General features: G+C 37.3%; 10 protein-coding genes. 5 read left to right on the plus strand and 5 right to left on the minus strand.

The window, feature by feature from the left end:
* Positions 1-9 precede the first annotated feature (9 nt).
* The gene (locus ACLHG9_RS04490; RefSeq protein WP_410220327.1) at positions 10-945 is read right to left on the minus strand and encodes an SPFH domain-containing protein; all 936 of its coding nucleotides are present in this window, start codon (positions 943-945) and stop codon (positions 10-12) included.
* Positions 946-1,080: 135 nt separating this feature from the next.
* Between ACLHG9_RS04490 and ACLHG9_RS04495 the strand changes: the two genes are divergently transcribed.
* Positions 1,081-3,114, plus strand: a complete 2,034-nt coding sequence (locus tag ACLHG9_RS04495; protein WP_410220328.1) for a M13 family metallopeptidase — start codon at positions 1,081-1,083, stop codon at positions 3,112-3,114.
* 47 nt (positions 3,115-3,161) lie between these two features.
* Here the strand turns inward: ACLHG9_RS04495 and ACLHG9_RS04500 are convergent, their stop codons facing one another.
* The 3 genes from ACLHG9_RS04500 to ACLHG9_RS04510 all read right to left on the minus strand — a co-directional run bounded on the left by ACLHG9_RS04500 (position 3,162) and on the right by ACLHG9_RS04510 (position 5,099).
* The gene (locus ACLHG9_RS04500; protein ID WP_410220329.1) at positions 3,162-3,347 is read right to left on the minus strand and encodes a hypothetical protein; all 186 of its coding nucleotides are present in this window, start codon (positions 3,345-3,347) and stop codon (positions 3,162-3,164) included.
* Positions 3,348-3,367: 20 nt separating this feature from the next.
* On the minus strand, positions 3,368-4,471 hold the full coding sequence (locus ACLHG9_RS04505; RefSeq protein WP_410220330.1) for a CapA family protein: 1,104 nt from the start codon (positions 4,469-4,471) through the stop codon (positions 3,368-3,370).
* 76 nt (positions 4,472-4,547) lie between these two features.
* Positions 4,548-5,099: a C40 family peptidase gene (locus ACLHG9_RS04510; RefSeq protein ID WP_243360137.1), complete on the minus strand. Its 552-nt coding sequence runs from the start codon at positions 5,097-5,099 to the stop codon at positions 4,548-4,550.
* Positions 5,100-5,516: 417 nt separating this feature from the next.
* Between ACLHG9_RS04510 and pdhA the strand changes: the two genes are divergently transcribed.
* From pdhA to hisS, 3 genes are all read left to right on the plus strand, one after another.
* The gene (pdhA, locus tag ACLHG9_RS04515; RefSeq protein WP_410220331.1) at positions 5,517-6,512 is read left to right on the plus strand and encodes a pyruvate dehydrogenase (acetyl-transferring) E1 component subunit alpha; all 996 of its coding nucleotides are present in this window, start codon (positions 5,517-5,519) and stop codon (positions 6,510-6,512) included.
* Between the two features lie 35 nt (positions 6,513-6,547).
* On the plus strand, positions 6,548-8,191 hold the full coding sequence (locus tag ACLHG9_RS04520) for a 2-oxo acid dehydrogenase subunit E2 (protein WP_410220332.1): 1,644 nt from the start codon (positions 6,548-6,550) through the stop codon (positions 8,189-8,191).
* A 141-nt stretch (positions 8,192-8,332) separates the two neighbouring features.
* Positions 8,333-9,709 (plus strand): histidine--tRNA ligase, encoded by a 1,377-nt coding sequence (gene hisS / locus ACLHG9_RS04525; RefSeq protein ID WP_410220333.1) that lies wholly within the window; start codon positions 8,333-8,335, stop codon positions 9,707-9,709.
* 54 nt (positions 9,710-9,763) lie between these two features.
* Here the strand turns inward: hisS and ACLHG9_RS04530 are convergent, their stop codons facing one another.
* Entirely contained in the window at positions 9,764-10,366 is a 603-nt protein-coding gene (locus ACLHG9_RS04530; RefSeq protein ID WP_410220334.1) for a thioredoxin family protein, read from the minus strand.
* 87 nt (positions 10,367-10,453) lie between these two features.
* Here ACLHG9_RS04530 and ACLHG9_RS04535 point away from each other — a divergent pair, with 87 nt between their 5' ends.
* Positions 10,454-12,937 (plus strand): TonB-dependent receptor domain-containing protein, encoded by a 2,484-nt coding sequence (locus ACLHG9_RS04535; RefSeq protein WP_410220335.1) that lies wholly within the window; start codon positions 10,454-10,456, stop codon positions 12,935-12,937.

The following is a 12,937-nucleotide window of genomic DNA, read 5'->3' on the forward strand; positions in this document are numbered from 1 at the left end:
TTAATTGGCTCAGCTTTTTTTAGGTTCGGCCTGCTTATTCAGTTGCATAGCCATCAGTTGTTTCATAGTATTGTTCATACCGTCTGTACTCCCATCCAAAAAGATCACATTACCTTCACTATACTCTGCAAACTGTTTAATCGCTTCAGTCCACATGGTAAATAAAATTACCGAAGTATCTAAATTGGCCTGTTGCATTTCCTGGGCAGCATTGGTCATACCTTTTGCTACTTCCTCTCTAAACAAAGCAATACCCTGTCCACGTAACTGTGCAGCTTCACGCTCTGCAGTTGCGGCTATTTTAATGGCATTACCATCGGCCTCCGCTCCCTTGGTTTTGGTAATTAGAAGTGCCTGTCCTTCATTCTCTGCAGCGGCTTTTAAGTTATTAGAAGCCACTACCCTACTCATTGAACGCATAATTTCTTCATCAAATGTGATGTCGTTAAGTTGAAGATCTTGTAAATGATAGCCCCAGGTTTCTAAAACAGGATCTATCTGATGTTTTACATGCTCAACTATTTCATTACGTTGTGCAAGTACGTTGGCCTGTTTTTGGGTAGCTACATAAGCTCGTATCGAACCTTCAATAGTTCTGATCAACGCTTGCATAAGGTTATTTTGATCCACAAATTTAAAAGCTACATTTTTTATAGTTTCTTCATTCTGGTCTAACACAGAATAAAGTAGCATTGCTTTAAAATAAACATTGGCCTGATCTTGCGTAACGGCTTGAAAAGAAAGTTCTACAGAACGATTTTGCACCGATATACGTGCATGGATTTGTTCGATTAAAGGAATTTTAAAATTTAATCCGGGAGGTAACTGCCTTCTATATTTGCCAAATACGGTGACCACCGCAATAGTTCCCTGTTTAACCGTTACAAAAGAGCCTAAAAGTACAATCAGTAACAAGAAAAGTAAAATACCGCTTATATATTCCATAATATTTGTTTTTCATAAAAATAGGAAACAGTTTCAGTATTTCGTTAACAATGTACTTAAATATTTCTGTGACTAAACACCATTTCAAACATTTTTATCGTAAATTGTATTTATGAACTAACTTATATTAACATTATGAAAATAAAACTTGGTTTACCTTTGGTGGGTTTAACGCTGATGATCGCCTGCCAGAGCAAACAAAACAACAACGAGCAACAGGGACCATTTATAGATACCTTAGGTATGGATAAATCAGTAAGTCCAGGTGATAATTTCTTTGAATATGCTAATGGAAAATGGGTAAAATCTGCCAAGATACCAGACGATCAAAGCGGATGGGGCAGTTTTTATATTTTATATGAAGATAATTTAAAAAAACTTAAAGGCATTGTAGAAGATGCCGAAAAAGAAAATGCTGCTAAAGGTACCATTAAGCAAAAAGTTGCAGATTATTATGCCAGTGCAATGGATACTGTAACTATAGAAAAATTGGGCGCGACCCCTCTTCAGGCCACTTTAGCTAAAATAGATGCAGTTAAAACGCCACAGGAACTGTTAACCGTTATCAATGAACTGTCTAAAACCAGTGATCAGAATCTAATCAGTTTTTATGTAGGAGCTGATGAGAAAAACAGCACAAAAAACATAGCCTCATTTTCGCAGTCAGGAACTTCATTACCTGAAAAAGAATATTATTTTGCTACAGACAGTGCTTCTAAAGCTGCACGAGAAGGTCTTATAAATTATGCAAAACAGATGTTTTCTTTTACTGGGCTTGATGCTGCCAAAGCAGCTCAAGAAGCTAATACCTTATTAGCTTTAGAAACGCAGTTAGCCAAATCACATCGTACACCGGTAGAGTTACGCAATCCTCAAAAGAATTACAACAAGATGAGCGTTGCAGAATTTGCTCAGCTTATGCCAGTTGTTAACCTTCAGGAGCACTTTAAAGCCTTAAATGTAAAAATGGACAGCGTAAACGTTGCTCAGCCAGATTACTTTAAAGCACTAAATGCTCTATTGAGCAGCCAGCCGGTTGATGCCTGGAAAACCAAACTTAAATTCGATTACATTTCGGGTAATGCCCGCTACTTGAGTCGTAACTTTGCAGATGCTTCTTTTAATTTCAGTAAAATCTTTAGCGGACAGAAAAAGCAATCTGAACGCTGGAAACGTGTAATTAACCAGATAGACAGTAAACTTAGCGATCCTCTTGGACAGCTTTATGTAGAGAAATACTTTACACCTGAAGCCAAAAGCAGAATGGATGAATTGGTAAATAACCTGCAAAAAGTTTTTGCTAAAAGAATTGAGAAACTGGACTGGATGAGTGCCGAAACAAAAACCAAGGCTACAGAGAAATTAAATATTTTCCTTAAAAAGATAGGCTACCCAGCCAAATGGAAAAACTATAGCGATGTAACCATTACAAAAAACAATTATTTTGAAAATGTAATGAGTACAAAAGCCCATGCTATTAAAGAAGAATTGGAAAAAATAGGTAAAAACGTTGATAAAACAGAGTGGGAAATGACGCCTCCTACTGTAAATGCGTACTATAATCCTACTTATAATGAGATTGTATTCCCTGCCGGTATCTTACAACCTCCTTTCTTCTATGCCAATGCTGATGATGCTGTAAATTATGGTGCCATTGGTGCAGTAATAGGTCACGAGATGACTCACGGTTTTGACGACCAGGGCAGGCAATATGATGCCGCTGGAAATATGAAAGACTGGTGGACAAAAGCCGATGCAGACAAATTTCAGCAAAAGGCCGATAAAGTTGTAGCTAAGTACAACAGCTTTACTTTATTAGACAATCAACACGTAAACGGCAGTTTAACTTTAGGCGAAAACTTAGCAGATATAGGTGGATTAGCTATAGCATATGACGCGTTTAAGCTAACTAAACAAGGTAAAGAAGATAATACCAAAATTGATGGATTCAGCCCTGATCAGCGCTTTTTCTTAGGTTTTGCACAGGTATGGCGCATTAAAACCAGAGATGAGCTGATGAGAGTAAGATTAAAAACCGACCCTCACTCACCTGAAGAATACAGGGTTAATGGCGCAGTTTACAACATGGAGTCTTTCTATAAAGCTTTTGATGTTAAACCTACTGCTAAAATGTACCTTAGCCCTGAAAACAGATTGGGTGTTTGGTAAGCAGATTTAAATAACTTTATAAAAGAGGGTGTTCAAATTGAACACCCTTATTTTTTACTTTTCTTTTGTCTAATGATCAGAATCTGTCCTACCGCAACCAATAAACAGCCTGCAATAGTAAGCATCAAAAATTTCGCATTGGCACTGTCTTGATAAATCTTGAATAAAGCAGCAAGTACTACCATAAGAGCAGATACCATAATGATATAATGAAGCAGAAGGTTTGATTTCATTTCAATAGTTAACGATAATGTTATTTTAAACTAATGCGTTGTTTTTGTTCATCAAACAACAATTGGTTCTCAGGAAAATCTAATGCAGTAAGGCTTTGAATTTTCTTAAATGCCCCAAAATCTCGATCTAAAGTTAAACCATTTTGTTTATCCTGCTTTACAGATATAATATCTGCATAAAGAAAATCGCCCTTAGCATTAATTCTGAGTTGCAATAGAGGAGCTATTCCATTAGGACCTTTTAAGCTGAACATGCCATAGGTACAAAAATTGCCCAGACTATAAGCAATAAATTTATTTTTATAAACTTCTATTGCACGGGTTACATGAGGTCCATGCCCCAAAACCACATCAGCCCCTGCATCTATAACTGAATGGGCGAATGCATAAACATTTCCTCTGTTCTCGCCAAAAAAGGTTTCAGTTTTACGGGTCACACGCTGGTAATTGGCTCCTTCGCCTCCACCATGAAAAGATACAATAACAATGTCTGCTTTAGCTTTAAGCTGAGCAACTAAAGCCTTGGCACTATCTATTTTTAGAATTGACACTGTATTTTCATTAGGAGCAAAAGCGCAAAAAGCATAAGTAACACTATCAATTGTAAAAAGATCAAATGGTTTTTGCAACTGTCCTGCATATTTAATCTGCAACGAATCTAAAACACGTGCAGTATTCTTTCTACCTTTTGCATTAAAATCGCCAACGTGGTTATTGGCTACACTCATTACATTAAAACCGGCAGATTTTATGATCCCGGCGTAACGCTCAGGCATTCTAAAAGCATAACAATTATTGGGATTAATGCCTTTACATTTATCAGAATTCCCACTGTTCAAAAAGCAACCTTCAAGGTTACCAAAAACGATATCGCCTTTTAAAAGACTATCTACTGCATTAAAACTATCTTTACCATCGTTAGGAGGCAAAAGTTTTGTATTTGGGAAAGCAGATCCAATCATCACATCGCCTACCGCTGTAATAGTAAGCGTGTCTTTTATTCTTTTTAATGGAATCGTATCGGTGTGTACTTGCTGTTTTGCTTCAACCGTTTTACTCTGACAGCTCATCAGGCCAAACAACAACACCAGCGATAAATTAAGTAGGTAAAAGAATTTCCTCATTTTATCTCATAAAAAAATCCCCCTAAAAATAGGAGGATTATATATCTTTTTTGTAAAATCTACAATGATTTGATTGCTATTCCTCTACAAAGTTCTTATCTCCCGGCTCAATAATACGTCCGCCCTTGTAAAAATAGCGACTGTAATATGGCTCATTCAGATTACTGATTACCACACCTCTTGTACTAGAAGCATGGGCAAATCTGTTATCACCTAAATAAACACCTATATGAGATATGCTTTTACTTTTAATTTTAAAGAATACCAGATCTCCCTCTTTCAATTCATCTTTAGACAATGGATTTACCATGCTAAAAATATCTCTTGAATTACGCAGAATATTGGTATTAAAAACTTTATCGTAAATAGCTTTAGCAAAAGCAGAACAGTCTATTCCTTTTTTGGTATTCCCTGCATAACGGTAAGGTGTACCAATCCACTCATAAATAAACTTATAAAGTTTTAAATTCGAAGTTGCATCTACTGCTACTCCCATTACTTGAGAGAAATACTGCGATGCCAGATTGTCTGGATCTTCAACTTTAGTTTCTTTTGGTTTAGTTTGTGCAAAACTTGCTGAGCAAACAAAAAGGGCAATTAAAGTAGAACACAAAAACTTTTTAATCATTATACAATTAAGTTTGGGTAAACAACACTTACACTTAACGCAAACCTCAGAGGCTTATTGTTTGGTGAGCAAAAATAGAACTTTCACAAACTTAATCCAAATATATTAACAGCTATTGCAAAAGTTTTAAACATTTTAACGTTTTTAAACATTTTAGCAGGCATTTCTCATTGTAATATTTTATTCACAAACACTTAAAAACAACAACCACTACATATTAGGTTAATTATGCACAGCGCAAAATTTAATTTGCCGGCATCGTTAATTATCATGTATTTAAAGCCTATTTGTCTTTCAAACGCAAAAACAGAGTGTGAACCATACACTATTTAATGTTGTTTTTGCAGTGGCTTATATCAAAAAATAAAAGAAAAAAAGTTAGATTTGCTCCTTGATAAACAAAACTAATATCTTAAAATGAGTGCAGTAGAAATAAATAAAGATACTTATTTGAAGTGGTTCGAGTCGATGTTGCTAATGCGTAAATTCGAGGAAAAGACCGGACAACTTTACGGACAGCAGAAAATTCGTGGATTTTGTCACCTTTACATAGGGCAGGAAGCAGTAGTTGCTGGTGCAATTTCTGCAATGCAAAAAGGCGACTCAATGGTTACTTCATATCGCGATCATGCCCACGGCCTTGCTTTAGGCATGGATGCAAAAAGTATCATGGCCGAAATGTACGGCAAAGCCACCGGTTGCTCTAAAGGCAAAGGTGGATCTATGCACATTTTCAGTAAAGAACATAATTTCTTCGGCGGTCACGGTATTGTAGGTGGACAGATCCCATTAGGTGCCGGTATTGCTTTTGCCGAAAAATATAAAGGAACTAACAATGTAAACATTTGCTATATGGGCGATGGCGCTGTACGTCAGGGAGCTCTGAACGAAGCGTTCAATATGGCTATGTTATGGAAATTACCGGTTGTTTTTGTTTGCGAGAACAATGGTTATGCTATGGGTACTTCAGTGCAACGTACAACAAACATGATCGATATCTTTAAAATAGGTTTAGGTTTTGATATGCCATGCGCACCGGTTGACGGTATGGATCCTGTAGCTGTACACAATGCTATGGATGAGGCTATACAACGTGCTCGTGCCGGTGAAGGGCCTACTTTCTTAGAAATGAGAACCTATCGTTACAGAGGTCACTCAATGTCAGACCCTGCTAAATACCGTACTAAGGAAGAATTAGAAGAATATAAAGCCAAAGATCCTATTGAACACGTTAGAGAAATCATCTTAAAAGAAAAATATGCTGATGAAGCATGGATTACAGAAGTTGAGGAAAAAGTAAAAGCAACAGTTGATGAAGCTGTAAAATTTGCTGAAGAATCTCCTTGGCCTCAACCGGAAGAATTATTCACCGACATTTACGTTCAACAGGACTATCCGTTTGTTAAAGATTAATTTAGTTTAGACCATCATTTAAAATATAAATATAAATGGCTGATATTATTAGAATGCCTAAAATGAGCGACACCATGACCGAAGGAGTTATGGCGAAGTGGCACAAAAAAGTTGGCGACAAGGTAAAAAGTGGAGATGTGCTTGCCGAAGTAGAGACCGATAAGGCAACCATGGATATGGAATCATATTGGGATGGCACATTACTTTATATTGGTGTAGAAGAAGGCAAAGCTGTTCCGGTTGATGCAATTATTGCCGTAATTGGTAAAGAAGGCGAAGATTATAAAGCTGCTTTAGCTGCCGAACAGGATTCTGCTGCTCCTGCTGCTGAAACAACAGCATCAAAAGAAGAAATTAAAACTGAAACTGCTCCTACACAGGGCGGCGGTTTAAGCGAAGAAGAACTAGCTGCAAAGGGTATTACCGTAATCCGTATGCCTTTGTTAAGTGATACCATGACCGAAGGCGTAATTGCCGAATGGCATAAAAAAGTTGGTGATAAAGTAAAAGACGATGATGTACTTGCAGATGTAGAAACAGATAAAGCCACAATGGAAGTAATGGGTTATGCTACAGGCACTTTATTGCACATTGGCGTTGAAAAAGGACAGGCTGCAAAAGTAAATGGTATTATTGCCATTGTTGGACCTGAAGGAACAGACGTATCTGGTATTTTAGCACAAGGCGATGCTCCGGCTAAGAAATCAGAAAGTATACCTGCTGAAAGTGCTAAAGCTGAAGCTCCGAAAGAAACTGCTGCTCCTGCTGCGGTAAACAATGCTAACGGCGGACGTATCATTGCTTCTCCTTTAGCAAAGAAAATTGCACAGGAAAAAGGCATTGATTTAGCACAAGTTGCGGGTAGTGCAGAAGGTGGCCGTATCATCAAAAAAGATGTAGAGAACTTTACACCTTCAGCACCTTCCAAAGTAGATCCAAGTACCGCTTCAATAGAGAAAACTGCGGCGGCTCCGCTTATTCCAACTTATGTTGGCGAAGAAAGATATACTGAGAAACCGGTTACACAAATGCGCAAAACAATTGCTAAACGTTTAGCCGAAAGTTTATTTACTGCTCCACATTTCTATTTAACCATTAGTGTTGATATGGACAATGCTATGGCTGCACGTACCCAGATCAATGCAGTTGCTCCTGTTAAAGTATCTTTTAACGATATTGTAATTAAAGCTGTGGCAGTAGCATTAAAACAGCATCCAGCGGTTAATTCATCATGGCAGGGCGATAAAATCCGTTTCAACGAGCATACCAACATTGGTGTGGCCATTGCTGTTGAAGATGGTTTATTAGTTCCTGTTGTACGTTTTGCAGATGGTAAATCATTATCTCACATTTCTGCTGAGGTTAAAGAATTTGGACAAAAAGCAAAAGCTAAAAAATTACAGCCTGCAGATTGGGAAGGCTCTACCTTTACCGTATCTAATTTAGGTATGTTTGGTATAGATGAGTTTACATCTATTATTAACTCTCCTGATGGGGCTATTTTATCAGTAGGTGCCATACAACAAGTACCAGTAGTTAAAAATGGTGCTGTTGTACCGGGTAATGTAATGAAATTAACTTTAGGCTGCGATCATCGAGTGGTTGATGGTGCCACAGGTGCTGCTTTCTTACAAACCTTAAAAGGATTATTAGAAGAACCTATTAGACTATTAGCATAATATCCTGATTTTAAAGAACAAAACCATATAAAGGCTTCCAATTTTTGGAAGCCTTTTCTTTTTAAAGCCAAATAAATTTAACTATGTAAGAGCTAACTCTCCTCTCTTTTACCTTTCGCCTTAATTAATTACTTTTGCCCCATGTCAGTAACAAAACCGAGCTTACCAAAAGGCACAAGAGATTTTACCCCGCAGGAGATGGTAAAACGCAATTATATTTTCGATACCATTAAAACTGTTTTCAGAAAATATGGTTATGCCGAAATCCAGACCCCGAGCATGGAAAACCTGCAAACCCTTACGGGTAAATATGGTGACGAGGGTGATAAACTGATTTTTAAGATCCTTAATTCTGGTGATTATTTAGCTAAAGTTGAAGAGCAAATTTTAAACAGCCGCGATTCACAGAAAGCTATCTCAAAGATTTCTGAAAAAGCGCTTCGCTATGATTTAACCGTTCCTTTTGCCCGCTATGTGGTAATGCACCAGAACGAAATTACTTTTCCGTTCAAACGTTTTCAGGTACAACCTGTATGGCGTGCAGATAGGCCACAAAAAGGTCGTTACCGCGAATTTTACCAGTGTGATGCCGATGTGGTTGGTTCTTCTTCTCTGTTAAATGAAGCCGAGTTTGTGCTGATCTACCAGGAAGCTTTAAGTAATCTGGGCTTAAAAGATTTTACGATCAAGATCAATAACCGCAAAATTTTATCGGGTATTGCCGAAATAATCGGTAAACCAGAACTGATTGTGGATATGACCGTAGCCATCGATAAGTTAGATAAGATCGGTTTAGATGGTGTAAGCAAAGAACTGTTAGAGCGAGGTTTTACGGAGGCCGATATTGAAAAACTAAAACCGGTAATCTTATTACAAGGTTCAAACACAGAGAAATTAAATAGTTTAAAAACCGTACTAGAAAGCTCTACAATTGGCTTAAAAGGAATTGAAGAGATTGAAACTGTTTTCAATTATATATCAAATCTTAAGTCTCAGCTTTCAAATCTGGAATTAGATATTACCCTAGCCCGCGGATTAAATTATTATACAGGTTGCATTTTTGAGGTAAAAACCAATGAAGTTGCCATGGGCAGCATTGGGGGTGGTGGCCGTTATGATGACCTTACAGGTATGTTCGGTTTAAAAGATCTTACAGGCGTAGGCATTTCTTTTGGTGCAGACCGCATTTATGACGTACTGGAAGAACTAAACTTATTTCCTACAGAAACCATGCAAGGCACCAAAGTACTGATCAGTAACTTTGATGAAAAAGCCGAACTGTATGCTTTACCTATTTTACAGGAATTAAGAACCGCTGGTATAGCCACCGAGCTTTACCCTACATCTGCCAAGCTAAAAAAACAGATGAGCTATGCCGATGCTAAAAATATCCCTTATGTAATCTTAATTGGGGATGAGGAGATAAGCAATGGTTTGTTAACCTTAAAAGATATGCGAAGCGGAGAACAGCAAAAGTTAAAAACCGCAGATATTTTACAAAAATTAAGAACTATCTGAAAAGCTATGTTCTTGTAAGCTTATTTATAAGCTTACAAGAACATTTACATAAGATTAGGATAATTGCTTAATCAATGCCGCTAATTCTTTCTGCGTATGCTGTGTTTTATCTTTAGCATACCAGCCATGCAGTTTTTCTGCCAGTTCAGGCATTACCACACCTTCTTTTTTCCATTCGCCCATCAGGTCTTGTAATGCAACCGGTCTTGGGCCCCATTTAGGTAACACTAAATTTCCTTCTTTATCCAGTATCAATAATACAGGAATGGCTCTTCCTCCATTGGTTAGGTGCGCATCTATCAAAGGTAAATTTTGATCTCTGAGCACAAGTTTTAAAGACAATTTTCCATTAGATACTGCTGCCATTTTATAAATTACGGGCACGATCTGAGCTGCATCTCCGCACCAGCCCTCGGTAATAACCAAAAGATCGTATGATTCTTTTAATTGCGCCAGGGCTTCGGTTAGCTCTTCATTTAAAACAGTTGTTTTTTCAACACGGTTCATACGCTGCACATTCATTTTACTATAATGCAACATGGCCTCGCTATGGTCTTCTCCTGTTGTTTTTCCTTCAGCTAAAAGGTCATCTACCAGCTTTCTGTATGCTTCATAAGTTAAAGCTTCTTTATCAAAAATATTACGGTATTCTATCATAACTATGGTGTAATAATATGGTTACTGCCCTCACTTTAAGGTTTTAATTAGCGAGATTTGGGGCTCACAAATAAAACTGAATTATAAATGAATAGGATTAAGTGCAAAGTTCTTTTATTATTTGTTGTTTTTAGTATAGTTTTTGTAAAAACTCATGCGCAAAACAATGTTGGAAAAATTACAGGTAAAGTTGTAGATGCAGAAACTGGCGAAACTTTACCTTTTGCATCGGCTACGGTTTTAAACAAAAAAACCAAAGCTACAATCAGAGTTGTACAAAGTGATTTAGACGGAAACTTTGAAGTACCTAACTTAGCATATGGAAATTATACTTTTAAAGTAAGTATGATTGGCTACCAAACCATGGTACGCGATTCTGTTGCCATTAATGCCACCCAGAAAGAAGTGAAACTGGGCACCATTAAAATGAAAACCGGCAAAGGTAATATCTTAAATGAAGTAACCGTAACAACTTCTAAACCAACCATGCAGTTGGGTATTGATAAAAAAGTTTTTTCTGTTGATCAAAGTATCGTAAGTGAAGGCGGATCCGCAACAGAAGTATTACAAAATGTTCCTTCAGTACAAACCGATATGAACGGAAACGTTTCATTACGTGGATCAAATGCAAGGGTTTTAATTGATGGTAAACAATCGTTAATAGCAGGTGGAGATGTAGCCCAGATTTTGGCTTCTATCCCTGCAAGTTCTATCGAAACCATTGAAGTAATTACCAATCCTTCGGCTAAATACGATGCAGAAGGGCAAACGGGCATCATTAATATTGTCTTAAAAAAGAATAAAAAACTTGGCTTTAATGGTAGTGTGGCATTAACCGCAGGAAACAAGGATAATTATAATGCCAGTACCAATATTAGCTTCCAGAATAAAAAAGTCAATTTATACGGAAACTATGGTTACCGCTATGGAAACAGACCTGGCGGTGGTTACAACAATATCTTTTATAAAAATGCAATCAACAGCATAAGTCTTGCTAACCAGTTAACTTCATCATCAGATCTGAACAAAGGTCATAATGCAAAAGTAGGGCTTGATTATTACTTAGCGCCTAAAAGTGTAATTAGTCTGTCAGGAGGTATTAATAGCCGTAATAGCGAAGAAGATAATAACCTGAGCATTAATGAATATGACATTAACAATGCGCCTGTTAACCTAAGCAATCGCGTAAATGCCGAAAACCGTAAAGGCAACAGCTATGATGCTAATCTGGATTTTGTCCAGAAATTTAAAAAACAAGGTGAAGAACTATCTGTAAACCTAAACTATTCAACAGGCAACAACAATACTTATCAAGTTTACAATACTTCAAAATATTTTCAAGGTGGTTTGCCAACTCCTAATCAACCGGCTTCATTACAACGTACTACACGCTTAGGCGATAACAATAATTACAACGCACAAATTGATTATGTTTTACCTTTAAAAGAAAAAGGGCGTATAGAAGCTGGTTTTAGAAGTCAAGTGCGTAAATCTACGAGCTCAACTATTGCAGATTCACTGATCAACAATGTTTATGAGTTTAGCCGCACATTAAGTAATGATTTTAACAGTACTGATCAAGTACATGCTATTTATCTAAACTACCAAAACCAGATCAATAATTTTGGTTACCAGATCGGGTTACGTGGAGAAGATGCTACTTTAGATACTGAAATGGGGAAGTACGATATTAATCATAACATTGGTTACACTCCCGGTAAAGTTGCTTACAGCCGTTTATACCCAAGTGTTTATTTAACCCAAAAATTTAAAAACGATCAACAGTTACAGTTAAGCTATAGCCGTAGGGTTAATCGCCCACGCGGATGGGATACCAACCCGTTTATTGACGTATCAGACCCATTAAACCACCGTATGGGTAATGTAAATTTAAAACCAGAAGATGTACACGCTTTTGAGTTAAGTTACAGCAAGTTTTTTAAGAAATGGTCGTTGGTATCTACCGCATACTTCCGCCAGACCAATGATGTAATCCAACGTTTAAAATCCGAGCCTGACGCCAACGGCGTTACACTAACCATACCTCAGAACTTAACCAATGCCAAAAACAGTGGTGTTGAGCTTATTGGTAAATTTGATCTGGTTAAAAACTGGAATTTTACAGCAAACGTAAATATGTACCAGCGTAATATTAAAGGTATTCCGGCATTAGGCACCATTGATAATAGTGGCTTTAGTTACAATGCCAACTTAACCAACAATTTTACTTTGCCATATAGTATTACTCTTCAGGTAAGAGGCGATTACCGTTCAAAAGAAGTAATGGCACAGGGTACCATGAAAGCCATGTACGGCCTCGATGCAGGTGCTAAAATGGATTTCTACAATAAGAAAGCAAGTTTAAGCCTTAATATAAGAAACGTTTTAAATACTCGTAAATTCGAAATGCAAACTGTAAATCCTGCATCTGTTACAGACTTTAGCCGTAGCTGGTCTGGTACAATGGGTAGCCTTACCTTATCTTACCGATTTGGAAAATCAGACTTCAGTTTAAAGAAAAACAAGAGGCCTGAAGAAAATCAGTCGAGACCTGATGAAGAAAGCTTCTAA

Source organism: Pedobacter sp. (assembly GCF_046462515.1).
Taxonomy (GTDB): domain Bacteria; phylum Bacteroidota; class Bacteroidia; order Sphingobacteriales; family Sphingobacteriaceae; genus Pedobacter.